The sequence below is a fragment of the Cobetia sp. MB87 genome (assembly GCF_011319755.1).
GTDB lineage: Bacteria > Pseudomonadota > Gammaproteobacteria > Pseudomonadales > Halomonadaceae > Cobetia.
Window position 1 is genome coordinate 142,587 of the sequence record NZ_VFBC01000004.1, and the last position, 25,501, is coordinate 168,087.

Annotated in this window: 17 protein-coding genes and 1 rRNA gene; 12 read left to right on the forward strand and 6 right to left on the reverse strand. The window is 62.4% G+C overall.

The window, feature by feature from the left end; all coding sequences use genetic code 11:
* The first annotated feature begins 353 nt into the window (after positions 1 to 353).
* The 3 genes from rpsU to rpoD all read left to right on the forward strand — a co-directional run bounded on the left by rpsU (position 354) and on the right by rpoD (position 5,038).
* Positions 354 to 569 (forward strand): 30S ribosomal protein S21, encoded by a 216-nt coding sequence (gene rpsU / locus CDPAHKCJ_RS03235; RefSeq protein WP_024951433.1) that lies wholly within the window; start codon positions 354 to 356, stop codon positions 567 to 569.
* Positions 570 to 797: 228 nt separating this feature from the next.
* On the forward strand, positions 798 to 2,873 hold the full coding sequence (gene dnaG / locus CDPAHKCJ_RS03240; protein ID WP_166018683.1) for a DNA primase: 2,076 nt from the start codon (positions 798 to 800) through the stop codon (positions 2,871 to 2,873).
* A gap of 326 nt (positions 2,874 to 3,199) precedes the next feature.
* Positions 3,200 to 5,038 (forward strand): RNA polymerase sigma factor RpoD, encoded by a 1,839-nt coding sequence (gene rpoD, locus CDPAHKCJ_RS03245; protein ID WP_043334650.1) that lies wholly within the window; start codon positions 3,200 to 3,202, stop codon positions 5,036 to 5,038.
* Positions 5,039 to 5,232: 194 nt separating this feature from the next.
* Here the strand turns inward: rpoD and CDPAHKCJ_RS03250 are convergent, their stop codons facing one another.
* The 3 genes from CDPAHKCJ_RS03250 to CDPAHKCJ_RS03260 form a co-directional block, all read right to left on the reverse strand.
* The gene (locus CDPAHKCJ_RS03250) at positions 5,233 to 5,559 is read right to left on the reverse strand and encodes a hypothetical protein (RefSeq protein ID WP_054557224.1); all 327 of its coding nucleotides are present in this window, start codon (positions 5,557 to 5,559) and stop codon (positions 5,233 to 5,235) included.
* 400 nt (positions 5,560 to 5,959) lie between these two features.
* Positions 5,960 to 6,694 carry a hypothetical protein gene (locus CDPAHKCJ_RS03255; protein ID WP_107335965.1) on the reverse strand — a complete coding sequence of 245 codons (735 nt, stop codon included), beginning with the start codon at positions 6,692 to 6,694 and terminating at the stop codon, positions 5,960 to 5,962.
* A gap of 153 nt (positions 6,695 to 6,847) precedes the next feature.
* Positions 6,848 to 7,858 (reverse strand): LysR substrate-binding domain-containing protein, encoded by a 1,011-nt coding sequence (locus CDPAHKCJ_RS03260; RefSeq protein WP_166018684.1) that lies wholly within the window; start codon positions 7,856 to 7,858, stop codon positions 6,848 to 6,850.
* A gap of 262 nt (positions 7,859 to 8,120) precedes the next feature.
* On the opposite strand from CDPAHKCJ_RS03260, the gene CDPAHKCJ_RS03265 reads away from it, so the two are divergent.
* The 6 genes from CDPAHKCJ_RS03265 (at position 8,121) to CDPAHKCJ_RS03290 (ending at position 15,137) form a co-directional block, all read left to right on the forward strand.
* Positions 8,121 to 9,503 (forward strand): L-serine ammonia-lyase, encoded by a 1,383-nt coding sequence (locus CDPAHKCJ_RS03265; RefSeq protein WP_043334655.1) that lies wholly within the window; start codon positions 8,121 to 8,123, stop codon positions 9,501 to 9,503.
* Between the two features lie 588 nt (positions 9,504 to 10,091).
* A complete protein-coding gene (locus tag CDPAHKCJ_RS03270; protein ID WP_052384708.1) occupies positions 10,092 to 10,925 on the forward strand; it encodes an ABC transporter ATP-binding protein in 834 nt (277 codons plus the stop codon).
* A complete protein-coding gene (locus CDPAHKCJ_RS03275) occupies positions 10,922 to 11,713 on the forward strand; it encodes an ABC transporter ATP-binding protein (protein WP_166018685.1) in 792 nt (263 codons plus the stop codon). The genes CDPAHKCJ_RS03270 and CDPAHKCJ_RS03275 overlap by 4 nt, the downstream gene beginning before the upstream one ends.
* Positions 11,714 to 11,957: 244 nt before the next feature.
* Positions 11,958 to 13,139, forward strand: coding sequence for an ABC transporter substrate-binding protein (locus CDPAHKCJ_RS03280; protein ID WP_166018701.1), 1,182 nt, complete (start codon positions 11,958 to 11,960; stop codon positions 13,137 to 13,139).
* Between the two features lie 107 nt (positions 13,140 to 13,246).
* On the forward strand, positions 13,247 to 14,134 hold the full coding sequence (locus CDPAHKCJ_RS03285; RefSeq protein WP_166018686.1) for a branched-chain amino acid ABC transporter permease: 888 nt from the start codon (positions 13,247 to 13,249) through the stop codon (positions 14,132 to 14,134).
* Between the two features lies 1 nt (position 14,135).
* Positions 14,136 to 15,137 carry a branched-chain amino acid ABC transporter permease gene (locus CDPAHKCJ_RS03290; RefSeq protein ID WP_166018687.1) on the forward strand — a complete coding sequence of 334 codons (1,002 nt, stop codon included), beginning with the start codon at positions 14,136 to 14,138 and terminating at the stop codon, positions 15,135 to 15,137.
* A 491-nt stretch (positions 15,138 to 15,628) separates the two neighbouring features.
* Here CDPAHKCJ_RS03290 and nirD read toward each other — a convergent pair whose 3' ends face one another.
* Genes nirD through CDPAHKCJ_RS03305 form a run of 3 tightly spaced genes read right to left on the reverse strand, consistent with a single transcriptional unit; the run spans position 15,629 to position 20,132 of the window.
* Positions 15,629 to 16,048, reverse strand: a complete 420-nt coding sequence (gene nirD / locus CDPAHKCJ_RS03295; RefSeq protein ID WP_166018688.1) for a nitrite reductase small subunit NirD — start codon at positions 16,046 to 16,048, stop codon at positions 15,629 to 15,631.
* The gene (nirB, locus tag CDPAHKCJ_RS03300) at positions 16,045 to 18,702 is read right to left on the reverse strand and encodes a nitrite reductase large subunit NirB (RefSeq protein ID WP_166018689.1); all 2,658 of its coding nucleotides are present in this window, start codon (positions 18,700 to 18,702) and stop codon (positions 16,045 to 16,047) included. Before nirB ends, nirD begins: the two co-directional genes overlap by 4 nt.
* The gene (locus tag CDPAHKCJ_RS03305; RefSeq protein WP_166018690.1) at positions 18,699 to 20,132 is read right to left on the reverse strand and encodes an FAD-dependent oxidoreductase; all 1,434 of its coding nucleotides are present in this window, start codon (positions 20,130 to 20,132) and stop codon (positions 18,699 to 18,701) included. The genes nirB and CDPAHKCJ_RS03305 overlap by 4 nt, the downstream gene beginning before the upstream one ends.
* Positions 20,133 to 20,925: 793 nt before the next feature.
* Here CDPAHKCJ_RS03305 and CDPAHKCJ_RS03310 point away from each other — a divergent pair.
* The 3 genes from CDPAHKCJ_RS03310 to CDPAHKCJ_RS03320 form a co-directional block, all read left to right on the forward strand.
* Positions 20,926 to 23,775 carry a nitrate reductase gene (locus tag CDPAHKCJ_RS03310; RefSeq protein WP_166018691.1) on the forward strand — a complete coding sequence of 950 codons (2,850 nt, stop codon included), beginning with the start codon at positions 20,926 to 20,928 and terminating at the stop codon, positions 23,773 to 23,775.
* Entirely contained in the window at positions 23,744 to 24,730 is a 987-nt protein-coding gene (gene cobA, locus CDPAHKCJ_RS03315; RefSeq protein WP_240916638.1) for a uroporphyrinogen-III C-methyltransferase, read from the forward strand. The genes CDPAHKCJ_RS03310 and cobA overlap by 32 nt, the downstream gene beginning before the upstream one ends.
* A 602-nt stretch (positions 24,731 to 25,332) precedes the next feature.
* A 16S ribosomal RNA gene (locus CDPAHKCJ_RS03320) occupies positions 25,333 to 25,501 on the forward strand; the annotation flags it as partial.

A 25,501-nucleotide genomic window follows, 5' to 3' on the forward strand; every position in this document is an offset into this window, starting at 1 on the left:
CGTGTGTGCCGTGAATGCGCGACATTCTACTGGCTGTGAGCACGGGTGTCGCGCCAGCTGGCGTTGAGGGAGAGAGGATTTCCGGTTTCCGCGTTTGCAAAGCCGGGGGCGGGTGTCTAGAATATGGCACTCTGCAAGACTGGGTCGTGCATCCGACCACCCCGCAAAAGCTCCCCGAATCATGATTCCAGCCAGCGACGGCTACCCTCACCGGTGGTGTCGCAGGCGACTGATTGATGCTGGATCGACCTGCAGGTGGCGGTTTACCGTCGCTGGCTGGTGGCTCCTGAGGAGTGGCTGCACCGGATGTGCGTTCAAACCGAACTCATGATCTCAAGGTAGGTGAGTGTTTAATGCCTTCAGTTAAAGTACGTGACAACGAGCCGTTCGACGTCGCCCTGCGCCGTTTCAAGCGCTCCTGCGAAAAAGCCGGTGTTCTTTCCGAAGTGCGTCGTCGTGAGCACTACGAGAAGCCGACAGCTGTTCGCAAGCGTCAGCAGGCGGCCGCTGTAAAGCGCCACGCCAAGAAGGTTCAGCGTGAGCGCAAGCGTTTCGAGCGTCTCTACTGATCCGTACTTTTGGGGAGTGATATTCTGCTCTCTGGAAGGACACCAAGCGGCTGCCTCACGGTGGCCGCTTGTTTTTGTCTCTAGTGGTCCGTTTGTTCTCGAGCCGTGTGCCGTTGCCTGGCACATGTCGCTAACTCGAGGAATGGCCTGACCCGAAGGTAGCCGCTCACTCCACTGAGCCGACACTATCTTGCGGTCAGTCCGTTTTTCCACGACTTCTGGCGAATCATGGCTGGTCTCATCCCTCAAGGCTTCATTGACGATCTGCTGGCCCGCACCGATGTGGTCGAGGTGGTGGGTGAGCGCGTCCAGCTGAAGAAGGCCGGCAAGAGTTATGTCGGCCTCTGCCCGTTCCATCAGGAAAACTCTCCCTCGTTCAACGTCATCCCGGACAAGCAGTTCTATCACTGCTTCGGGTGCGGGGCGAGCGGCAGTGCCCTCAAGTTCCTGATGGAATTCGATCGCTTGCCGTTCCCCGAGGCCGTCGAGCAGTTGGCCTCGCGGCTGGCGCTTGAAGTGCCGCGCGAAGGCGGCAACCAGAGTCCGCACGAGCGCCGTGAGCGGCAGCGTCGTGAGCAGGCCCGCGAAGAGGGCGTCAATCTGCTCGAGGCGGCCGCGGACTTCTATCGTCAGCGCCTGACGGAACCGGCCGCGCAGCCGGCGCGTGAGTATCTGGAAGGGCGGGGTCTGTCGCGCGAGGTCATGCGTGATTTCGGCATCGGCTTCGCGCCGGAAGGCTGGGAGCATCTCAAGCATCACCTGAGCAAGCTGGGTGTCAGCGAGGATGTGCAGATCGAATACGGTCTGCTGATTCACCACGAGGAAAGCGGTCGCCGCTATGACCGCTTCCGCGATCGCGTGATGTTCCCGATCCGTGACTGGAAAGGCCGCACCATCGCCTTCGGTGGTCGCGTGATGGGCGATGCCAAGCCCAAATACCTGAATTCTCCCGAGACTCCCGTCTTCCACAAGGGACGCGAGCTCTACGGTCTGTATGAAGCCCGTGAGGCGAATCGCAAGCTGGAACGCATGCTGATCGTCGAAGGCTACATGGACGTGGTGGCGCTGGCGCAGTACGGCATTCGCAATGCCTGCGCGACCCTGGGCACCGCGACCAGTGAGGAGCACCTCAAGCGTCTGTATCGCCTGGTCGATGAGGTGGTGTTCTGCTTCGACGGCGACAAGGCCGGTCGGCAGGCGGCGCGTCGCGCGCTGGAGACCGTGCTCGAGGTCATGATCGATGGACGTCAGGCGCGCTTCCTGTTCCTGCCCGAAGGCGAGGACCCGGATTCCCTGGTACGCAGCGAGGGGCAGGAGGCATTCGGGAAGCGTGTCACCTGCGCCTCCGGGCTCTCCGAGTTCCTGTTCGAACAGGCCGCGGAAGGACGTGACCTCAAGCGCATGGAGCAGCTCGAGCGGTTCGTGACCCAGGCGCTGGAGTGGATCTCGCGCGTGCCAGAGGGTGTGCTGCGCTCGCTGCTGCTCAAGGAGCTGGAGCGGCGCAGTGGTCTGGAGCGTGAACGGCTGGATGCCATGCTGGTCGAGCGCGCCGCGGCGCGTGAAGCCCAGCAGGCTCGGCTGCGTCAGCACCAGCAGCTACGTCAGCAACCGCAGCATTTGCAACAGCAACAACGTCAGCCCGGCGCGCCGCGTTCAGCGCCCGCTGCCAGTCCTCAGGACGGCGCGACGCTGAGTGACGCACAGGATGAGTGGTCGTCGCTGGAGGCGATGGCAGATGCCGGCTTCGGCGATAGCGAGTCCGATGGCTGGCAGCCGGATGACTGGCAATCGCACGGCGAGATGTCAGCGGGCCAGGGTGCTCAAGCTTCGCGCGCGACGCCGGCCAGGTCTCAGAAGCGCACCTCGGTCAGCATGCTGACGCGCCTCTTGCATCTTCTGGTGCACGAGCCGCAGCTGGTCGCCGAGCTGCCTGACGCCAATGAGTGGATAGAGGGGGCGGGCGAGCCGGTCGACAGCGAGGATGCGCAGCTGTTGAACGATGTGGTGCGTCTCTTGAAGGCGGGGCAGTATCGTTCGCCACAGGTGCTGTTGGCACACTTCCTCGGCACCGCACAGGGACCGAGACTTGAGCAGCTGGCAGCCCGCGAATTGCTGATTCCGCGTGACGTGCGCAGCGAAGAGCTGAAGGGTCTGGTGGAGCATTGCCAGCATCAGCAGGCGCGCACGACGCCGGAAGCGGAATATCAGGCCTTGCTGGCCAAGGAAAAGCGTGGCGAGAAGTTGTCGGCAGAAGAGAAGCAGCGGCTGATGGCCCTGCTGATGGAGCTGGCAACACGGCGCTGACGCAGTCTCGGTGCCAGGAAGGCCGACAATGGTGGAAATGCCGTGAGAGCTGAGGTGATGGCGCAGGAAAATACGTCCCATGGCCTTGAAAGACGCACTCATGCCCACTATTTAATGAGGTAGCTCCCGATGCGGACTGCCGCAACGTAACCGATAACGCTAACACACCTGGATGGTCCGGCAAATACGCCGCTGGCAGCATCTCCTGATGGCACGCTATACTGGTGCGCTTGATGCTCTCTTCGTCCCTATACCGGCGCCATGCTCACTTGCTGAGCCGCGTCGCGTCCAGGTGCTTCATTCTTCTTCGTCGAGATAGGGGTTCTATGGCTGGTAATGCGCAGCAGCAGTCGCGTCTCAAGGAGTTGATCGCGCGCGGCAAGGAACAGGGTTACCTGACCTATGCCGAGGTCAACGATCACCTGCCCGAGGATATCGCTGATCCCGAACAGGTGGAAGACATCATCAGCATGATCAACGATATGGGCATCAAGGTCGCGGAAGAAGCGCCCGATGCCGATACCCTGATGATGTCTGATTCCTCCACTGACGAGTCTGCCGCCGAAGAGGCCGTTGCTGCCCTCGCCGCGGTGGAAAGCGATGTGGGACGCACCACCGACCCTGTCCGCATGTACATGCGTGAGATGGGCACCGTGGAACTCCTGACCCGCGAAGGCGAAATCAAGATCGCCAAGCGGATCGAGGAGGGCACGCGTGAGGTGATGTCGTCGCTGGCATTCTTGCCGGGGGCAGTCGACTCCATCCTGGAAGCCTACGACGGCACTCTGGGCGAAGACGGCGGACGTCTGTCCGATCTCTTCTCCGGTTTCATCGACCCTGACGAAGGCGTGCCGGGTGTCGCCGAAGTCGAAGTCGAGGAAGTCGAAGAGATCCCCGAGGGCGAAGAGTCCGAAGGCGACGAAGACGAAGATGACGATTCCGCTTCTGAAGGCGGCCCGGACCCCGAGCTGGCCCGCGTCCGCTTCGAGCAGATCCGTGAGCAGAACGAGGCGACCAAGGCCGCCATCGAGAAGTACGGCTCCGGCTCTGCCGAAGCGAAAGCCGAGCAGGACCGTCTTGCCGAGCTGTTCTCGCCGATCAAGCTGGTGCCCAAGCACTTCGAGCGCCTGGTCGGCCAGGTTCGCGTGTCCGTCGAGCAGGTGCGCGAGCAGGAAAAGGTCATCCTGCAGATCTTCGTCAAGCGCGGCAAGGTGCCTCGCAAGAGCTTCATCAAGGCTTTCCCGGGTCATGAGTCCGACATGGACTGGTTCGACAGCTTCATCGGTGGCAGCAAGAAGTACGCCGACAAGCTCGAGCCGTTCCGTGCCGACGTGCTGCGTGCCCAGCGCAAGATCGCCTTCGAGCAGGACATGGTCCAGCTGCCGGTCAGCGAGCTGAAGGAAGTGAACCGTCGCCTGTCGATCGGTGAAGCCAAGGCGCGTCGTGCCAAGAAGGAAATGGTCGAGGCCAACCTGCGTCTGGTCATCTCCATCGCCAAGAAGTACACCAACCGTGGTCTGCAGTTCCTGGATCTCATCCAGGAAGGCAACATCGGTCTGATGAAGGCCGTGGACAAGTTCGAGTACCGTCGTGGCTACAAGTTCTCGACCTACGCCACCTGGTGGATCCGTCAGGCGATCACCCGCTCCATCGCGGACCAGGCACGCACCATCCGTATTCCGGTGCACATGATCGAGACCATCAACAAGCTGAACCGTGTCTCGCGTCAGATGCTGCAGGAAATGGGTCGCGAGCCGACGCCGGAAGAACTGGGCGAGCGTCTCGAGATGCCGGAAGACAAGGTGCGTCGCGTGCTCAAGATCGCCAAGGAGCCCATCTCCATGGAGACGCCGATCGGTGACGATGATGATTCGCACCTGGGTGACTTCATCGAGGACGGCACCATGGTCTCGCCGATCGACTCCGCCACTGGCGAAGGCCTGATCGAAGCGACCCGCGGCATCCTGTCCGGCCTGACCGCACGTGAAGCCAAGGTGCTGCGCATGCGCTTCGGTATCGACATGAACACCGACCATACCCTCGAGGAAGTCGGCAAGCAGTTCGATGTCACCCGTGAGCGTATCCGTCAGATCGAAGCGAAGGCGCTGCGCAAGCTGCGTCACCCGTCGCGCTCCGAGTCACTGCGTTCCTTCATGGAAGAGTGATCTGAAGCGTTCGGGGCCACGCCTCAACTGCTGGCTCCGCTGACAAGACAACGCCCGCCCCCATGTGAATGGGAGGCGGGCGTTGTCGTTTGTGGGCTTTACGTTACGGGCTTTTCTTTGCCGGGCTTGCTCTACGGGCCATGCCATCTTCGAACTGTGTCGTTCCAGAGTTGAGTGATGTGCCCTGGGGGCTGTCAGGCGCCGTGGCGCAGCTGATGAGACGAAGGCGTTGCCGCCACGCTGAAGACGACACGGCCCTTGATGCACTGCCGGGAAACCGGGCCCATCTGCTCGCTGCTCAAGCCGTCGGGATGCTCGCCACGTAGCCAAAGGCGGCCGTTGTCATCGATGCGATGCAGGCGCTTGACCAGCTGGCCCAGCCTGGGATGTTCCACCACGACGGTGGCGCCGGGTGTCAATCGCCAGCGGCTGGGCCAGCGCATGCTGATGATGAGGCTGTGCTGCGGGAGACTGGGGGCAAGACTATGACCGTGCAAGCGGTAGCTACTGAACCAGCGCATGTGAGGCTCCTTGAGAATGAGGGCATGACACGGTCAAGATCCTGTCGGTGCTTTCCTGTGGCAGTGGCGATAGTTGAATTGTATCCACTGCTTAGTAAAATATAATCATTCTCATTTGATGTCCAGTCGTTTCCTGTCAGCGTCTCGCGCAATGGCTATCGAGAGACGGCTGTCTCGCGAAGCCTGTCGAGAGAAGACTGTTGAAAGTAAAGACGAAAAAAAGCCGCGGCTCTGGTGAGCAGCGGCTTTCGGGAGAGTCACGGGTCTGTCTGTCTCTTGCGCTTCGTGCTGTGCTTCATGTCATGTCACGTCACTTCGCGTTGTTTCATGGGGCAGCGCGAAGTGACGGTCGTGCGACAGGTCTTGCATGCAGCTCGGCAAGAGGGTTTTGCTGCCGGGCTCAGTCGTTGGCGTTGAGCTCACGCAGCAGGGCGCGGCGCTGGCGGCCCATGCGGATCGCCAGCAGCACGATCTCGATCACGGCGATGGCCATCAGGGTGTAGCCGAACAGTTCGGTGACTTCCTCGGCGGCATTCTTGACCGAACGCAGGTAGGAGTCCCCCATCAGGGTTTCCCAGAATTCCGAGCGACCATAGAGTCGTGAGAAGACGTAGGTCGCGAGGAAGCCGGCGCCGAACAGGCCGAACGCGAAGCTGCGCCCGAAGTGCTCGAACTCGGCGATGAAGCGGCTGCGGTTGCGCCATACGCCGATGATGACCGGGATCGCGACCACGCTGACCAGGAACTGCCAACTGCCATCGCCGATCATGCCGTCGAGCAGGGCATCCTGTTCACGGATCAGGGACGCCGCGAACAGGCCGAACAGCAGCAGGCTGATGGTACGCAGGTCCGGCAGGCGTGAATGTACCAGCCACATGGTGGCTGCGCTCAAGGCCAGCAGAGTGCTCTGCATGTGTTCTGTCCAGCTGGCTTCGCTGAAGCCGACATCACCGAAGTGGTGGGCATCATGCATGACCAGCGACATCATCGCGGCTACCAGTGGCGCATAGATGGCCAGGCGCAGGCAGGCTTGCATGAAGAGCGAAGTGGGCTTGCGCCCATACAGCGGTTGTTCGGCGCTGATGGGGAGCGGGACAGCGTTATGGTGCTGGGTATGCGAAGTCAGGCGAGACAAGGGACTCTCCGGACAGTCCATGGACTGCCTGTCAGGGTGAGGGTGTTGTTTGCCTGCTCATTATAACGATGCAAAGGTGCTCAGTTAATATTCTGGTAAGAAAACTGTGAGATTCCATTTCAGCATCGATGTTGCGCCGAGCGGAAATGTTCGTCAGTTCTGACGTAACCGATCACGCTCGGCCTCCTCGACGATCCAGTCATGCACGGCCTGGATACGGCCATCATCCAGGGTGCCGTGGGGGTGGACGATGACGTAGCGCTTGCCGGTCAGTACCCGCTGCGTGAAGGGCGCGATCAGCGTGCCGCGGGACAGCTCGTCGGTGATCAGCGTGCGCCTTGCCATCGCGACTCCCATGCCGGCGATGGCAGCTTCCATCGACAGATGGTTGCGGTTGAAGGTATAGCCACGCTGAACGTTGATCTCGGGAGCGCCGATGCTGGCCAGATAGAATTCCCACTCGGCGTGATCGTGACTGCCGCGCCAGGCGGTGATGTCGTGCAGCAGCGGATACCAGGCGAGGTCCTCTGCGCTGCGCAGCGGTGGGCGGCCGCGCATCAGACCGGGATGACAGACGGGGAAGATCTCCTCTTCCATCAGGTCGGTGACCTGCATGCCCGGGTAGTGACCATCGTTGAGGTCGACCGCCAGCTCGAAATCGCCCTCGCGCAGTGGCGAGTCACTGTCTTCGGCGCGCACGTGCAGCTCGATATCCGGGAAGCGTGCCTGCAGGCGCGGCAGCCGGGGCGCCAACCATTTGGAGAGAAATGACGGCACCGAACGCAGCCTGAGTACACCGCTCATCAAGCCGCTGCGCAGCCGTTTGACCTCCAGTCCCACCGCGCTATAGGACTGCTCCACCACGCGCGCCAGTCGCGCGCCTTCCCCTGTCAGTTCGAGTCCGCGTGAACGACGCAGAAACAGCTTGAAGCCCAGCCGCTCCTCCAGCTGCTTGATCTGCTGACTCACCGCGCCCGTGGTGACGTGCAGTTCTTCCGCCGCACGCGTGAAGGAGCCGTGGCGCGCGGCGCAGGCGAAGACCTGCAGCCAGGCATGGGTCTGACCATTCAGGTGGCGCAGGCTCGGTGTGGTGGCGGGCGTGCCGGTCGCCGCCGGCGGCACGACGGGGCCAGTGCCAGGCGAGTTGTCGAGGGAAGACGTCATGGGCAGGTCTCATGCAAGCGCTGGAGGCAGATAGAGGGCGAAACCGCGATGGCCAGACGCAGATGGCGGTGATAGCTAAAGGCATCAGGGCACAAGGTGGCGTGAAGAGCATAGTTTACGCCGTTTTTGATGCATAGAGTTTAGTCAGGCTAAACCCACGACCAATTTTTATGGTTTGTCGCGTCCCGTCCCCATCCATCATCATTGCCTCATCCACTGGCAGGCGCTCAGGCGCGGCGAGTTTCCGAGATGAGGTGTTGTCATGTCCATCAGTGTATTTGATCTGTTCAAGGTCGGTGTCGGCCCCTCCAGCTCGCACACCGTCGGCCCGATGCGTGCTGCCGCGCAGTTCGTCGAGACCCTGCGCTCGCGTGACCAGCTGGAGCGCGTGGCGCGCATCGAGGTGCAGTTGCATGGTTCGCTGTCTGCCACCGGCGTGGGCCACGGCACCGACAAGGCGACCATTCTCGGCCTGATGGGCGAGCTGCCGGAAACGATCGACCCTGCGATCATCGATCCCTGCATCGAAGAGCTGCTGGAGTCCCAGACACTGCTGCTCGACAACCGCATCGCGGTGCCCTTCGTGTGGGTACGTGACATGCAGTGGCACGATGCGCCGCTGCCGTATCACCCCAATGCCATGCGTCTGATAGCCTACGGCCATCGCGATGAGCTGTATCGCAATGTCTATTACTCGGTGGGCGGCGGTTTCGTGGTCGACGAAGTCGAGGCCGCGCGTGACCCGCTGCTGGAAGATGAAAGCCTGCGTCTGCCGTATGAATTCAACACCGCCAATGAATTGCTGGCGCTGTGTCGCATGCACAAGATGCGCATCAGCGAGCTGATGATGGCCAACGAGTGTGCGCTGCGCAGTGAGACCCAGGTGCGACGTGGGCTATGGCGCATCTGGGAAGTGATGAACGAGTGCATCGACAACGGCCTGACGCACGAAGGCGTGCTGCCCGGCGGGCTCAACGTCAAGCGCCGTGCCAAGCGTCTGCATGCGCGTCTGCTGGATGTGGAATCCAGCAAGTCGATCATCACCTCGACCTTCTCGGCGATGGACTGGGTCAACCTGTTCGCGCTGGCGGTCAATGAAGAGAACGCGGCCGGTGGTCGCATGGTGACGGCGCCGACCAATGGCGCGGCCGGCATCATTCCGGCGGTGCTCAGCTATTACATGAAATTCCAGGAAGATGCTCGCGAGGAGGACGTGGTCGACTTCCTGCTCACGGCAGCCTCGGTGGGCATCCTGTGCAAGAAGAACGCCTCCATCTCCGGCGCGGAAGTCGGTTGTCAGGGCGAGGTGGGTTCCGCCTGCGCTATGGCGGCCGCCGGGCTTGCCGAGCTGATGGGCGCGACGCCGGAGCAGGTCGAGAACGCGGCGGAAATCGGTCTGGAGCACAATCTGGGACTGACCTGTGACCCGATCGGCGGCCTGGTGCAGATTCCCTGCATCGAGCGCAATGCGATTGCCTCAGTCAAGGCGATCAATGCCGCCCAGATGGCGATGTGTGGCGATGGCGATCACTTCGTCTCGCTGGACAAGGCGATCCGCACCATGCGTGACACCGGCCGCGACATGCAGGACAAGTACAAGGAGACCTCCAAGGGCGGTCTCGCGGTCAACGCCATCGAATGCTGATGCGCCCAGTGGCCACTGACAGGTTCACCGGCTCTGACTGGATTGAGTCTGCGCGATGTGAACCTGTGTGATGTGAGCCTGAGTCGAACTGCCATGACTTTCCGCCGGAGGCCAGCCGCCTCCGGCCAAACCCGTTGTCTCTTGTCAGGTACATGATCTCCGGCCAGAGGTCATGATCTCGGCAACCCTCGTTGACGCCTCTTCGGCGCGGTATTCCGCGACGGGCAGGCGTCTTTTTTATGGCGGAAATAGCGCTCATCTCGACTGTTCGGCTCGGGTTGCTGGGGGAAGCTGCCGGCCTCGAGATGTCTCGGGAGAGCTACTTTGTAAAGAACTCGCTGATATATCGGCTATTGGTCGAGTGAGCGCGCTTGCCGCTGGCAGCGCGCCTCTCGCTATTCTAGTTTACGTTAACGTCAGTTGCGTCGGTCGCAACGATGGCGCATATCAAGGGCCTGTGGATAGCGCCTGTTGATGCTGTGTATCGATGACGAACCGCGATGTTGCGGGCATCCACGCTGACGAACAGCCCTCATGTCTCTTGGAAGACACAGACCACCGGCTTGCCGGTCAGGACGGAGTACTGACATGCCATCACCGCCCATTCAGGGGCCGCGTGCCAGCGGGGGCGCATCAGCGACAGCCCCGATTCTCGAGACGCGTGGCTTGAGCAAGGATTTTCGGGGTTTCACGGCCGTCGATGACGTCAATCTCCAGGTGCAGGAAGGGCATATCCATGCCCTTATCGGCCCCAATGGTGCCGGCAAGACGACAGTCTTCAATCTGCTGACGCGCTTTCTACCGGCCACCCGCGGCGAGATTCTCTATCGCGGCAAATCCATCACTCGCATGAAGTCGCATGAGATCGCGCGCCTTGGGTTGGTGCGCTCCTTCCAGATATCGGCGGTGTTTTCCCAGATGACGGTGCTCGAGAACGTGCGGGTCGCCCTGCAACGCCCGCAGGGCACCTCGTTTCATTTCTGGAAGCCGGAACGCAGCCTCGACAGCCTGAACGAGCAGGCATTGCATCTGCTGGAGCAGGTAGGGCTGCGCGATGACGCCCACCGTGTGACCGCCAGTCTGCCCTATGGCCGCAAGCGGGCGCTGGAGCTGGCGACCACGCTGGCGCTTGAGCCCACGCTGATGCTGCTGGACGAGCCGACCCAGGGCATGGGCGCCGAGGATGTGGACCGTGTGGTCGAGCTGATTCGTGTCGCGGCGCGGGGCCGTACGGTGCTGATGGTCGAGCACAACCTGAGCGTGGTCAGCCGTCTGTGCGATCGCATCAGCGTGCTGGCGCGCGGCCGGGTGCTGGCGGAAGGCGATTACGCCAGCGTGTCGGCCAACCCCGAGGTGCGTGAAGCGTATCTGGGCAGTGAAGCGCCCGAGTCCACGGCGGATGAGCACAAGGAGGTTTCATGACGGTGGTTATGGAGCAGGCGACGGACAGGCAAGCCTCGGCGGCCGACTCGCCGCTGGGGGAAGAGCAGCTCTGCCTGCGCGAGCTGAACGCCTGGTATGGCGAGTCCCATGTGCTGCATGGCGTCAACATGACGGTGCGGCGCGGCGAGCTGGTGACCTTGCTGGGGCGCAACGGGGCCGGTCGCAGCAGTACGCTACGCGCGATCATGAATATGGTCGGCCGGCGCAGCGGCGAGATCCTCATCAAGGGGCAGGACAGCATGGAGCTGGCGCCGCACCGCATCGCCCATCTCGGTGTCGGCTTCTGCCCCGAGGAGCGTGGCATCTTCGCCAGCCTGAGCGTCGAGGAGAATCTGCTGCTGCCACCGCTGGTCAAGAGCACAGGACATGACCAGGGCCGGAGCCAAGGCCAGGGCATGTCGCTGGATGAGCTCTATGCGCTGTTCCCCAATCTGCATGAGCGGCGCACCAGTCAGGGCATGCGCCTCTCCGGTGGCGAGCAGCAGATGCTGGCGTTGGCGCGCATCCTGCGCACCGGGGCAGACCTGCTACTGCTGGATGAGATCACCGAGGGGCTGGCGCCGGTCATCAACCAGAAGCTGGCCGAAGTGCTGATGATGCTGAAGGCGCGCGGCATGACCATCGTGCTGGTGGAGCAGAACTTCCGCTTTGCCGCACCGCTGGCCGACCGTCATTACCTGATGGAGCACGGCACCATTCTGGAAGAGATCAGCGCGGCCGAATTGCCGGCCCGCCACGAATATCTGCACAAGGTACTGGGGGTCTGAGCTCCCGCTCGAGCTGAGCTGCACAGGGCTGGCCGCCATGCACAGCCTTGCACTCGCCAATCTGAAGTCCGTACGTCTCGCCACAACAATCACAATATTGCCGGGAAACCGGTCTGGAGATGTCATGCACGCCACTGCTTCATCCAACGCCACCGTTTCATCCAACGTCACCCCTGTCGCGTCACCGTTGTCACGCCGCATCACGGCGGCCACACGCCGGCGCCTGTTGCCGCTGTCCGCGCTCATGATGGGGTCACTGCTGTCGGCGGGAATCGCGCAGGCCGATATCAGCGATGGCGTGATCAAGATCGGCTATCTGGCCGACATGTCGGGCACCTATCGTGACCTGGCCGGCCCCGGCGGCCTCGATGCGCTCAAGATGGCCGTCGAGGACTTCGGTGGCAGCGTCAACGGCATGCCGATCGAGGTATTGAGTGCCGATGACCGCAACAGCGCCGATGTCGGTGCCAATACGGTACGCGGCTGGATCGATCAGCAGAATGTCGACATGGTCGCAGGCCTGGTGGCCTCATCGGTGAGCATCGCGGTGACGCGGATTCTCGCCGAACAGGACACGCTGGGAATCGTTTCCGGCTCGGCGGCTTCCAGTATCACCAATGAGCATTGCACGCCCAATCATGTCCACTGGGTATACGACACCTATCCGTTGGCGCACGGCACGGCCAAGGCGATCGTCGATGAAGGCGGCGACAGCTGGTTCCTTTTGACCGCGGATTACGCCTTCGGTCATGCCCTGGAAGGCGATGTGGAAAAGGTGGTGAACGAGAACGGCGGCACCATCGTCGGCAAGGTACGTCATCCGTTCCCGACCAGTGATTTCTCCTCCTACATCCTGCAGGCGCAGGGCTCCGGGGCCAAGATCGTGGGGCTGGCCAACGCCGGGGCGGACACCGTCAATGCGTTGACCACGGCGAGTCAGTTCGGCGTGGTGCAGTCGGGGCAGTCGCTGGCGGGGCTGTTGATCTTCCTCAACGACGTGCATGCCCTGGGGCTTGAGGTCGCGCAGGGGCTGCAGCTCACCACCGGCTGGTACTGGGACCTCAATGACGAGACGCGTGCCTGGTCCCAGCGCTATCACGAGCGCAATGCGCGCATGCCGACCATGGTGCAGGCCGGTATCTACTCCAGCACCCTGCATTACCTGAATGCGGTCGCGGCCACCGGCAGCGATGACACCGCCACCGTGCGGGCGAAGATGGGCGAGACGCCGGTCAATGACATGTTCGCCAACAACGGCACCATCCGTGCCGATGGGCGCATGGTGCACGACATGTACCTGGTCAAGGTCAAGACGCCCACCGAGTCCCAAGGCGAGTGGGACGTCTATGACGTGATCCGCACCATTCCCGGCGCTGAGGCCTACCGACCGCTGGCGGACAGCCAGTGCGAGCTGGTCAAGGGCTGAAGGCGAACGTCAGTCGAGTCGCTGAGACGTATGGCATGGCGCTGCCGGTCAGATGATCGGCAGCGCCGAGCGGCTGACGCAAGTGGGCGCTGAAAAGGACTGAGCGGATGACGATGATTCTTGGAATACCCCTGATGGTGCTGTTCGGTCAGCTGATGCTGGGGCTGATCAACGGTGCCTTCTATGCATTGCTGAGTCTGGGGCTGGCGGTGATCTTCGGTCTGTTGCGCATCATCAACTTCGCGCATGGTGCCCAGTACATGCTGGGCGCCTTCGCGGCGCTGCTGGGGGCGCAGTATCTGGGGCTCAACTACTGGACGGCGCTGATCGTGGTGCCGCTGGTGGTGGGGGCGCTGGGCATTGTTGTCGAGCGCTTCCTGCTGCGCCGCATCCAGCATCTTGATCACCTCTATGGCCTGCTGCTGACCTTCGGTCTAGCGCTGATCTTCGAGGGCACGCTGGTGAATCTGTTCGGTGTCTCGGGGTCGAGCTACCCGATTCCCGAGGCGCTGAGTGGCGGCTTCAAGCTGAGCTTCATGTTCCTGCCCACCTATCGCGCCTGGGTGCTGGTGGCGGCACTGGTGGTCTGCTTCGGAGTCTGGTTCCTGATCGAGCGCACGCGTCTCGGTGCCTATCTGCGCGCGGGAACCGAGAATCCTGAGCTGGTGCAGGCCTTCGGCATCAATGTGCCCTTGATGGTGTCACTGACCTACGGACTGGGTGTGGCGCTGGCCGCCTTCGCCGGCGTGCTGGCCGCGCCCCTGTATCCCGTCTCGCCGACCATGGGCTCGAGCCTGCTGATCGTGGTGTTCGCGGTGGTGGTCATCGGCGGAATGGGCTCGATTCTCGGCGCCATCCTCACCGGGCTCGCGATGGGGCTGATCGAGGGGCTGACCAAGGTGTTCTATCCCGAGGCCGCCAATACCGTGATCTTCGTGGTGATGGTGATGGTCTTGATGCTTCGCCCCGCCGGGCTGTTCGGAAAGGAGGCCTGACATGGCCGTACTGCAACAGGACCACCAGGCCGCGCGTGCAGGCAGCGCGCCGCGCAGAATCACCCCGCTGGGCGTGCTGTATCTCGTGCTGTTCCTGCTCGGGTTGCTGGCGCCCTGGGTCGCCTATCCCGTCTTTCTGATGAAGATTCTGTGCTTCGCGCTGTTCGCGAGCGCCTTCAATCTGCTGCTCGGCTTCGTGGGGCTACTGTCCTTCGGGCATGCCGCCTTCCTGGCCACGGGTGCCTACATCACCGGCTTTCTGCTCGCGGAGTATCCGGGCCTGAGTCCCGCGCTGGGCATCGTGGCCGGCACCTTGGGGGCCGTGGTGCTCGGCACGCTGTTCGGCGCGCTGGCCATCCGGCGGCAGGGCATCTACTTCGCGATGATCACGCTGGCCCTGGCACAGATGATGTTCTTCTTCTTCATCCAGGCGCCGTTCACCCATGGGGAAGATGGCCTGCATGGCGTGCCGCGCGGTGAGCTGTTCGGCGTGTTCGATCTGGCGGACAACCACACGCTCTATTACGTCGTGTTCGCGATCTTCGTGGCGGCCTTTGCCCTGATCCGCCGTGTGGTGCATTCCCCCTTCGGTCAGGTGCTGAAGGCGATTCGCGAGAACGAGCCGCGTGCCATCTCGCTGGGCTATCACACCGATGCCTACAAGCTGGTCGCCTTCGTGCTGTCGGCGGGGCTGGCGGGGCTGGCGGGAGCGACCAAGACGCTGGTGTTCCAGCTCGCCTCGCTGGGCGATGCCAGCTGGCACATGTCGGGGGAGGTGATCCTGATGACATTGCTGGGCGGCGTCGGCACGCTACTCGGGCCATTGGTGGGCTCAGGACTGGTCATCGGGCTGCAGCATCAGTTGGCGCAATCCGCGCTGGGGGATTGGGTCAGCGTGATACTGGGCGCCATCTTCGTGGTCTGTGTGCTCAGCTTCCGCAGCGGCATCATCGGTGAATGCCAACGCTGGATCGCGCGTCGTCAGCAGCGAAAAGAAAAATGAGCGGCGAGGGTAGGGATGAGAAGCGCGGTCAGCAAGAAGGTGCAGGTGGCGCGTACTGCTCTCAAGCAAAGTAAATCAATGGCTTGCCGATGACGTCAGGCATAAAAAAAGTCCACCCAAGTGGGTGGACTTAAATGCCATTGTATATCGAGGGGGATACGCCGGTCCCGGATCCTCGACTCAGCAATGAGCACGCCATGCGAGATAGCCGCCATTTGCCATCTCGCTGTATAGATTGCATGCCCGATGCCAGGTTTTCAATGTTCTCAATAAAAACAATAGCTTGAGGAGTTTTTGTCCGTTCCTGGCCTGCCAAGTGGCGGTCAGCTGAGTCGTGGCGTGCGCACTGCTGGGCGATTCATGGTGCGTTGCAGCATGGTTATGCACCAAATATGTGCCGTTTTTCGAGCATATGCGTACGTCATCAATAACTTATGTGGATTGTGGGTGTGGATAGCGGGCGTGGCTGGCAGGCATCGTCCGCCCGCTCGCTAGCACTGTATCTGTACCTCGCCGCCAGCCAGACGCACAGGCCACACCGTCAATGCGAGCGTGTCGTCGTCCAGGCATTGGCCATCACTGAGTCGATAGCGCTGCTTGTAGAGTGGTGAGATCACCAATGGCTCTCCGGCATGATCGCCCAGCAGGCCGCGGGCAATCACGTTGGCGCCTGACACCGGGTCATGATGGTCGATGGCGAACAGCGTGAGGTCGTCGCTATCGGCGGTGGCCGGTAGCGTGAACAGGGCGATCTGGCAGGCCTGACCATTCGCCTCAAGCCAGGCGGCGACGCCGGAGCCCGGCACCAGGTCCTCGCGCTGACAGAGTGTCACCCAGCGATGGGATGATGTCGCCGTGGCGGAGTGGGGCGATGCAGTGTTCCGTGTCGTGGCAGGTGCAGGCGATGTCATGAGCGTACCTCCGTGGCCAGGTGGGTCGTTGACTGAGGCTGATGTTCTGCCACTGCTTCGCGTGCACCACCGTCGCTGGTGATCAGATTGCTACTGGCCAGTTCATCGCGGCTGGCGGGGCGGATCTGGTCGCGTTCGACGATGTTGACCACGGCCGGGTCCGGGCGCTGATCATTCACGTAATTGCGGAAGCGTTTGAGCTTCTCGGGGCTCTTGAGCGCATTGGCCCATTCACATTCATAGCGGTCCACCACCTGCTGCATCTGCTCTTCTAGGGTTTCGCCAAGCCCCAGACTGTCCTCGAGGATCACCTCCTTCAGATAGTCGAGCCCGCCTTCGAGACCCTCGCGCCAGACGGAGGTGCGCTGCAGACGGTCGGCGGTGCGAATGTAGAACATCAGGAAGCGGTCGATGGTGCGGATCAGGCTCTCGTCATCCAGGTCGGTCGCGAACAGCTCGGCATGACGCGGACGCATGCCGCCGTTGCCGCAGACATAGAGGTTCCAGCCGTTCTCGGTGGCGATCACGCCGACATCCTTGCTCTGGGCCTCGGCGCATTCGCGGGTACAGCCGGAGACGGCGAACTTGAGCTTGTGCGGGGAACGCAGACCCTTGTAGCGGTCTTCCAGCGTCAGCGCCATTGCCATGCTGTCCTGCACGCCATAGCGACACCAGGTGCTGCCGATGCAGGATTTCACCGTGCGGGTGGACTTGCCGTAGGCGTGGCCGGTCTCGAAGCCGGCGGCAATCAGCTCGCTCCAGATGTCCGGCAGTTCATGCAGCTGGGCACCGAAGAGGTCGATACGCTGGCCGCCGGTGATCTTGGTATAGAGGTTGTAGCGCTTGCCGATCTCGCCGATGGCGATCAGCTTGTCCGGTGTGATCTCGCCGCCGGGAATGCGTGGCACCACGGAATAGGTGCCGTTCTTCTGCATGTTGGCCATGAAGGTGTCATTGGTGTCCTGCAGCGGAATGTGCGAGGACTCGGTGATCGGTGCGTTCCAGCATGAGGCCAGAATCGAGCCCACCGCCGGCTTGCAGACCTCGCAGCCCAGGGCATCGGGATGGCGACCGTGGCTGGCCATCAGCTCGGCGAAGGTCTGGATGCCTTCGACGCGCACCAGTGAGTAGAGCTCCTGACGGGTATGCGCGAAGTGCTCGCACAGCGAGCGATCGACCTCGACACCACGGCTTTCCAGCTCGGCATCCACCACCTTCTTGAGCAGCGCCGCACAGCCCCCGCAGCCGGTACTGGCCTTGGTGCAGGCCTTGATGGCGCCCAGATCGCTGTTGCCGGCGTCGATGGCGCTGCAGACATCGCCCTTGGAGACGTTGTGGCAGGAGCACAGGGTGGCGCTGTCAGGCAGAGCATCCGCGCCCAGGGTGATGGCTTCGCCACTGGCATCCGGCAGGATGAGTGCCGCCGGATCCTTGGGCGCCGCGATGCCATTGGTGACGTACTGCAGCAGGGTGTCGTAGCGCGAGTTGTCACCGATCAGTACCGCGCCCAGTACCTGCTTGCGATCCTGTGAGACGATAAGGCGGCGATAGACACCGTCGGCCTCGTCACAGTAGCGATAGCTGATCGCACCCTCGCTCTTGCCGTGGGCATCGCCGATGGAGCCGACATCCACCCCCAGCAGCTTGAGCTTGGTGGACATGTCGGCGCCCTGGAAGCGGAAGCGCTCCTGCGCATCGCTTGTGGCATCGCCAGTGCTGGCGGCCAGCAGGGACGCCACGCCGCGTGCCATCTGATAGCCGGGCGCGACCAGCCCGAAGATGCGCGATTGCCATAGGGCGCACTCGCCGATGGCAAAGATTTCCGGGTCCGAGGTGCGGCATTCGTCATCGATGATGATGCCGCCGCGCTCGCCGATCTCGAGGCTGGCGCTGCGTGCCAGTGCATCCTGAGGACGGATGCCGGCGGAGAAGACGATCAGATCCGCTTCCAGATGCTCACCGTCGGAGAAATTCATCCGCCACTGGTACTCCTCGCCGGGCACGATGTCGGTGGTGGCGCGATTTAGGTGCACGCCGACCCCCAGCGCAGTGATGTGTTGCTTGAGTGCCAAGCCGCCATCCTCATCCAGCTGCACCGGCATCAGGCGCGGCGCGAATTCGACCACATGCGCCTCCAGGCCGAGTGACTTGAGAGCGTTGGCGGCCTCAAGTCCCAGCAGGCCGCCACCGACCACCACGCCACGCGTCTTGCCGTCGGCAGCGGCGCGTATCTGGTCGAGATCTTCCAGGGTGCGGTAGACCAGTCGATTGCTGGCGGCAGCTTCGCTGCCTGGCTCGCCAAGGCCCTGGATGGGCGGCACGAAAGGCGTGGAGCCGGTGGCCAGCACCAGGCTGTCGTAGGGATAGCGCCCTTGGGGAGTGATGACATGGCCGCCGTCGCGATCGATCGCCGTGACGCATTCGTCGAGGTGCAGCGTGATACCGGCGCTGGCGTAATCCTCCACGCTGCCGAGTGCGAGAGATTCAGCATCGCGCCCGGTGAAATACTCCGAGAGATGCACGCGGTCGTAGGCGATGTGGCGCTCTTCGCCGAAGACATGAATCTGGTAGTGCGCGGTGGCGCCCAGCGCGATCAGCTGTTCGACGCAGTGATGGCCAACCATGCCATTGCCGATGATGATCAGGTGTTTCATGCGGCCTCCTCGAAGGTGTCAGGGGTGTTGTCGTTCTTGTCTGTTGTGTCGATCTTGTCGGTCTTACCAGAAGCGTCTTGAGTGCCTGACTTGCCACTGGGGTCATCGGGTGCCGTCGGTGGTTCGTCCTGCGTCAGTCCCGCCAGGGCTTCTGCCGGCATCAGCAGGAGGCCTTCGCGAATCCTGGTCAGAAGTGTGCCGGCCTTGAGGGCATCGAACAGGGCGTTGCCGGCACTGACGTCGCCGTAGAGCACCACGCCGACCAGGCGCTTCTCGCGCAGCAGCAGTCGGCGGTAGTCGCCCAGGGCGTGGTCCTGATAGACCAGCACCTCATCATTCGGCAGTGGGGCAAGCTCACCGCAGCTATAGAGGTCTATTCCGCTGACCTTGAGGCGCGTCGCCAGTGGCGCATTGCGATAGGGCGAAGTCGGTTGCGCGAGAAGCTGGCGGGCGAGCACTTCGATCTGCGCCCAGATGGGCTCGATCAGGCCGAAGGTCTCGCCATCCACCTCGCAGCATTCGCCCAGCGCATGAATGTGCGGATCGCTCGTGAGCAGGTGGCCATCGACCTGGATGGCGCGCTGGCAGGCCAGCCCCGCAGCACGCGCAAGCTCGATCTCGGGGCGAATGCCGGTGGCGGCGATGGTCAGTCCGGCGCGCAGTTCGCGGCCATCCTTGAGGCGTACGCCGCCGATGCGGCCCTCCGGGGTCTCGAGCCACTCTTCGAGGTGCGCGGCCGTGATGATGTCGAGGCCACGCTCGCGAAGTTCCTGCTCCAGCAGCCCGGCTGCGACCTGATCCAGCTGACGGTTCATCAAGCGCTCGCTGCGCTGCAGCAGCGTTACCTCAAGGCCACCCTTGCGCAGGCCCTCGGCGGCCTCGAGCCCGAGCAGCCCGCCGCCGATGACTATCGCGCCAGTGCCCTGGTCATCGGCGGCGAGGCAGGCAGCCTGCATCCGCTCGACATCCTTCAGATCGCGAAAGCCCATCAGCCCCGGTGGCCAGTCATTGGTGTCGAGTGCCTGTGGCTGATGAGCTGGGAGTGGCAATGGCAGCGCCGGACGTGAGCCTGTCGCGATCACCAGCCGCTGATAGGGGATGCAGCCACCGCTGGCGGTCTCGACACAGCGGGCGGCGCGGTCGATCTGGGAGACAGGTTCACCGCTGACCCGTGTGATGCCGTGCCGCGAGAACCAGTCGGCCTGCTGGCTGATCAGGTCATCGGCGTGTGTCTCGCCCGCCAATAACGGCGAGAGCTGAATGCGGTTGTAGGGCAGGTTGGGCTCTTCGCCGATCACCGTGACCGGCCAGGGCAGTTGCTGATCAGGGCTCAGCGAGACCAGCTGCTCCAGCAGTTTCTGCGCCGCCATGCCATGGCCGATGATGACCAAACCTGGCGCATTCCCGCGGGTGAGAGATGATGCGTGCATGCTGCCTCCTTGCGCTGATGTTCTGACGCATGAAAAAGATGCATAAAAAAAGCGCCTGCTTGCCGCCGTGATGATCACGACGTCAAGCAGGCGCCTTTGCCTGGAAGATGAGGGCTAAGCATTGGATAGCGAGTGGCAGTATCAGGTGACGATGTCGCTGTTACCCGGCACTGCGGCAGGTCTGGCGGACCGTTGGCTGCTGCATGTCACTCATCAGAGTGATGCGCTGCGAGACCTGCGATTCGGGGTCGTCATTGACCCAACCTGCCAAGACAACAGCGAATTTGATGCCGATTGATAAAAAAACTCTTGTTTTCATTGGTTTGTGTGCAGGACGAGAGTTGAGTGCAGCTACCTTGACGAGGGGAAGGGGCATGAGAGAGTGCCTCGGCGGCAGTGTGTGGTGCAGACATCTCTCGAGGTGCACAGGGCTGGTGCATCAAAGGGTGCCAGGTAGCGAGGGGGCTCAGGTTCTCTCATTACCTTGCAGAGCCTGTGTAGCGCAAGTCGCTGTTATCCATGATGAAGTGTTGATGTTGGTCTGGTATCTGCCTTCTTCAGGACAATACCTGTGCGGCATGATCGAGGGATATGGGTTCGAGTCGACGAGGACTCGGAGCGCTTCATCCAGCCAATGGCGGCGATATCTGTCATGTCTCGCAGCGACCCGTTCAGGGTCTGACCGCTATCAACAACAGGCAAAGGCGCCTGATGACCGACATTCGTGTCCGGTCGTCAGGCGCCTTTTTCGTGGCCAATGTTTTCGTGCTCCAAGCACCAGGGAGTGATATCGATGCAGATCAAGAGTCCCCCGCACACCTCGGACCCCACCTCGTGTCGTGCCACCACCACTTGCCCATATTGTGGTGTCGGATGTGGTGTGGCTGTCGAGCTTGAGCAGGCGCCGGACGGTCTGCGCATCGCGTCTCTGAGTGGTGATGACGACCACCCGGCCAATTACGGACGTCTGTGCGTCAAGGGCTCTGCGCTTGCCGAGACACTGTCACCCAGCGGACGCCTGACACATCCGCAGATACGTGATGCTGCAGGTGTGCTGCGAGAGGTCAGCTGGGATACGGCGCTGGATTTGATCGCCGCTCGCTTCGGTGAGCTGCGCAGCGCCCATGGTGGGGACAGCATCGCCGCCTATCTGTCGGGACAGCTGTTGACCGAGGACTATTACCTCGCCAACAAGCTGTTCAAGGGCTTCATCGGTACGCCTCACCTGGATACCAATTCGCGGCTGTGCATGGCCTCGGCCGTCGTGGCGCACAAGCGTGCCTTCGGGGCAGACGCTGTGCCTTGCAGCTATGAGGATCTCGAACGTGCCGAACTGGTGGTGCTGGTCGGCAGCAATCTGGCCTGGAATCACCCGGTGTTGTTCCAGCGTCTCAAGCAGGCACGTATCGACAATCCGCTGCTGCGTATCGTGGTGATCGACCCGCGCCTGACCGATAGCTGCGAGATCGCGGACCTGTACCTGGGCATTCGCCCCGGCAGTGATGCGCGCCTCTTCAATGGCTTGCTGGCCTATATGGCCGAACGCGGACGCACCGACCGTCTCTATCTGGAGGCCCACACCCAGGGCTTCGATGCAGCGCTCAAGCAGGCGAAGCGTGACGACTGCTCGCTTGCGGCGATCGCGCGGGATTGCGATATCGACGTGGAGCGTCTCGAGACCTTCTATTACTGGTTCGCCACCCAGCTGCATGTGGTCACGCTGTTTTCCCAGGGCGTGAATCAATCGACCAGCGGCACCGACAAGGGCAACGCGATCATCAATTGCCATCTGGCGGGCGGAAAGATCGGGTTACCGGGGGCGGGGCCGTTTTCCATCACCGGGCAGCCCAATGCGATGGGCGGTCGCGAGGTCGGGGGGCTGGCCAACCAGCTGGCGGCACATATGGATTACGACACGCCGGGCGCGCGGGCGCTGGTCAGCGAATTCTGGCAGGCCCCGAACCTGCCCGAGGGGCCTGGTCACAAGGCGGTCGAGCTGTTTGCGGCGCTGGGGCGCGGCGAGATCAAGGCACTGTGGATCATGGCGACCAACCCGGCGGTGAGCCTCCCGGATAGCGCACGAGTGCGTGCGGCGCTGGCGGCCTGCCCGCTGGTGATCGTCTCCGAGTGCATGGCCGACAGTGACACCCTGGATTACGCCGATGTGGTGCTGCCGGCCAGCAGCTGGAGCGAGAAGGATGGCACCGTCACCAACTCCGAGCGCTGCATCTCGCGCCAGCGGGGCCTGCTAACTCCGCCGGGCGAAGCGCGTCATGACTGGTGGCAGCTGGCGGAGGTCGGCAAGCGCATGGGCTTTCAGGAGGCTTTCGACTACTCGGGGCCCCACGCGATCTTTCGAGAGCACGCTCGTCTTTCGGGGTTTCGCAATGCTGCGCCGCGTCTCAAGGCCGGTCGCAAGCCATCGGCGACTTCCTCGGTCAAGCGGCTGTTCAACATCGCGCCGCTGGCGGAGCTGGATCGCGCGGGCTACGACTCGCTCAAGCCGATCCAGTGGCCGGTACGCCGTGGGGACAAGGGCGAGCTGGTCGGCACGCCGCGCCTGTTCGAAGATGCCACCTTCAATACGCCCAATGGTCGCGCACGGCTGGTGCCCGTAGTACCCCAATTGCCGCAACAGGCGCTGAGCGATGCGGCGCCGCTGCGCCTCAATACCGGGCGCATTCGTGATCAGTGGCACACCATGACGCGCACCGCGCGCAGTGCCCGCCTGATGAATCATCGTGCCGAGCCTTTCGTGGAGCTTCATCCGCAGGATGCCGCGGCTCGCGATTTGCAGGATGGTGGTCTCGCGCAACTCAAGGGGCGTGATGAGCAGGGCGGGCTACGTGGGGATTATCGGGCTCGCGTGCGCATCAGCAGTGGCCAGCGTCGCGGGGAGGTGTTCATTCCGATGCACTGGAGCGACCACTTCGCGAGTCATGCCCGGGTCGGTGCGCTGCTGGCGGCGCTCGTTGATCCCTTTTCCGGTCAGCCGGAATCCAAGCATGGCGCGGTCGAGGTCGCGCCATTGCCGTGCGAGTGGCAGGCCACTCTGTTGATCGCCCCCTCCATCCTGGCTGAGCGTGAGGATCTGGCAGATGCCGTGGCCCAGCTCGACGGGCGCTACTGGGCGCGTATTCCGCAATCGGCATTGGTGCGCTACCAGCTGGCAGGTCAGGGTCAGCCGGATTGGCCGCATTGGTGCGAAAGCCATCTGGGTGTCCCGGCGGGGCTCTGGGCGCAGGACGCCGCCCTGGGTGGCATCAGCGCCGCGGGCTTTCGTGATGGGCGCCTTGTCTGGTGGTTGAAGGTGATGTCGGGTGACGCGCATCTCGATCGCCAGCCCAATATCGCCTGGCTGGGCGAGTGCTTCGCATCAGAGCAGCTCTCCGCGCATGAACGCCGCAGCCTGCTGGCGGGGCGTCTCTCGGGACAGGCGGATGTCGGGACTATGGTCTGCGCCTGTCATCAGGTCGGCGAGCTGACCATTCGCCAGGCCATCCAGTCCGGTGATTGTTCCGTGGAAGCCCTGGGCGCGCGCCTGGCCTGCGGCACTCGCTGCGGTTCCTGCCTGCCTGAACTCAAACGTCTTGTGGAAGAGGAGCGATCCGATGAGCGGACTGATTCGTTGGAAATGGCGTGACCTGATGTCGGTATCCAGCAGCACAGAGTCTCTCGGGATTCTCATGGCGCGACTGACCGATGGCCTGATGTCGCGGCGCGAATGGCGTGGCGAGAATCGGCATGTGCCAGCGCGCAGCGACGCCAACGGGATTTCTCCCGCCTGGGAGGCGTTTCTTCCGGGCCAGGTCGCGCTGGTGGGCGCGGGGCCGGGGGATCCGGACCTGATGACGCTCAAGGCTTGGCGAATGCTGAATGCCGCGGATGCGGTGGTCTATGACCGCCTGGTCGGCGATGAGATTCTCGCTCAGCTACCGGTTCACTGTGAGCGCTATTACGTCGGCAAGGCCTGCGGCAATCATAGTGTGCCGCAGGACGAGATTGGTGCGCTGATGGTGCGCCTGGCGGGGGAGGGCATGCGAGTCGTGCGCCTCAAGGGCGGTGACCCCGGTGTCTTCGGGCGCATGGGGGAGGAGCTCGCGGCCCTCGATGATGCCGCCATCACGCGTCATATCGTGCCGGGTATCACCGCAGCTTCCGGTGCGGCCGCTGCCCTGGGGATGCCATTGACGGACAGGGCGCATGCACAGCGTCTGCGTTTCGTGACCGCTCAGCTCTGCAGCAAGAGCGAGCAACCTGAATGGCAGCAGCTGGCGCGTCGCGATGAAACGCTTCTCTTCTATATGGGGCTCAATCGTCTCGAGGTGATCTGTGATGAGCTGCAGCGTCATGGATTGCCGGCGGACTGGCCGATGATGCTGGTCGCCAATGCCAGCCTTCCCGAGCAGCAGACTCTACATGGCACCTTGGGCAATATGGCGGCACGTCTGGCCAAGCATCTGCTGCCGACCCCATGCCTCATCATTGTGGGCAGTGTCTGTCAGATGGCGGCGGGGCGAGAGAGTGCGCTGGCCGATGCCGTCGCGCATGCAGCGGCTCACATGTCTTGCAGGGAGGCTTTTGAAGAATCATGTTGAGGGTTTGGAAGGTGCGCTTGATGGGGTGGCGCTGGAAGCGCCCGTGGAAAACTGACGGTATAGAGGGCTCTCCATGTGGGCCCTTTGAGGTCTGGCTCTGATGGCATTGGTAACGCATGGGCCTGCTTTGCACTCTTTTGGGCATTACTGCCAAATAGCCCTTGCCCTCACGGCGGTTCGTGCGTAAAGTACGCATCCGCTGCCGGGGACGCATGGCGTTACCAGCGGTGAAAGAGGTTTGCAGGTGATTGTTTTGTTTGATGTTTTTGAAGCCCGCTTCGAAATCATCGATTGACAATCCCGGGCGATTCGCTAGAATACGCCGCACTCCTTACGGAACAGGTGATCGAGCAGCGCTCCTCACCGCTGGATGATGCTTAGAGGCAGTCGACTGACTCATCATCAAGTGCTTGACTTCTCAAGCGTTCCAAGTAGAATATGCCTCCTCGCTTAACAGCGACGCTCTTTAAAAATTTGATCAGGTAATTCGTGTGAGCGCTTGCCGATGAGTGGTGACAAGGTCACCAAATATCGGAGCAAGCCTCTCACGAGAAGTTTGACTCTGAACCAAGTTTGGTCTGCTTAACAGACTATCAAGCTTTCAACTGAAGAGTTTGATCATGGCTCAGATTGAACGCTGGCGGCAGGCTTAACACATGCAAGTCGAGCGGAAACGATTCTAGCTTGCTAGAAGGCGTCGAGCGGCGGACGGGTGAGTAATGCATGGGAATCTGCCCGATAGTGGGGGACAACCTGGGGAAACTCAGGCTA

What these genes read in the sequence shown, in the direction of transcription:
- rpsU (WP_024951433.1), top strand. Translation starts at nt 354, where the DNA reads ATGCCTTCAGTTAAAGTACGTGACAACGAGCCGTTCGACGTCGCCCTG.
- dnaG (WP_166018683.1), top strand. Translation starts at nt 798, where the DNA reads ATGGCTGGTCTCATCCCTCAAGGCTTCATTGACGATCTGCTGGCCCGC.
- rpoD (WP_043334650.1), top strand. Translation starts at nt 3,200, where the DNA reads ATGGCTGGTAATGCGCAGCAGCAGTCGCGTCTCAAGGAGTTGATCGCG.
- CDPAHKCJ_RS03250 (WP_054557224.1), bottom strand. Translation starts at nt 5,559, where the DNA reads ATGCGCTGGTTCAGTAGCTACCGCTTGCACGGTCATAGTCTTGCCCCC.
- CDPAHKCJ_RS03260 (WP_166018684.1), bottom strand. Translation starts at nt 7,858, where the DNA reads ATGACGTCTTCCCTCGACAACTCGCCTGGCACTGGCCCCGTCGTGCCG.
- CDPAHKCJ_RS03265 (WP_043334655.1), top strand. Translation starts at nt 8,121, where the DNA reads ATGTCCATCAGTGTATTTGATCTGTTCAAGGTCGGTGTCGGCCCCTCC.
- CDPAHKCJ_RS03270 (WP_052384708.1), top strand. Translation starts at nt 10,092, where the DNA reads ATGCCATCACCGCCCATTCAGGGGCCGCGTGCCAGCGGGGGCGCATCA.
- CDPAHKCJ_RS03275 (WP_166018685.1), top strand. Translation starts at nt 10,922, where the DNA reads ATGACGGTGGTTATGGAGCAGGCGACGGACAGGCAAGCCTCGGCGGCC.
- CDPAHKCJ_RS03280 (WP_166018701.1), top strand. Translation starts at nt 11,958, where the DNA reads ATGATGGGGTCACTGCTGTCGGCGGGAATCGCGCAGGCCGATATCAGC.
- CDPAHKCJ_RS03285 (WP_166018686.1), top strand. Translation starts at nt 13,247, where the DNA reads ATGACGATGATTCTTGGAATACCCCTGATGGTGCTGTTCGGTCAGCTG.
- CDPAHKCJ_RS03290 (WP_166018687.1), top strand. Translation starts at nt 14,136, where the DNA reads ATGGCCGTACTGCAACAGGACCACCAGGCCGCGCGTGCAGGCAGCGCG.
- nirD (WP_166018688.1), bottom strand. Translation starts at nt 16,048, where the DNA reads ATGACATCGCCTGCACCTGCCACGACACGGAACACTGCATCGCCCCAC.
- nirB (WP_166018689.1), bottom strand. Translation starts at nt 18,702, where the DNA reads ATGAAACACCTGATCATCATCGGCAATGGCATGGTTGGCCATCACTGC.
- CDPAHKCJ_RS03305 (WP_166018690.1), bottom strand. Translation starts at nt 20,132, where the DNA reads ATGCACGCATCATCTCTCACCCGCGGGAATGCGCCAGGTTTGGTCATC.
- CDPAHKCJ_RS03310 (WP_166018691.1), top strand. Translation starts at nt 20,926, where the DNA reads ATGCAGATCAAGAGTCCCCCGCACACCTCGGACCCCACCTCGTGTCGT.
- cobA (WP_240916638.1), top strand. Translation starts at nt 23,744, where the DNA reads ATGAGCGGACTGATTCGTTGGAAATGGCGTGACCTGATGTCGGTATCC.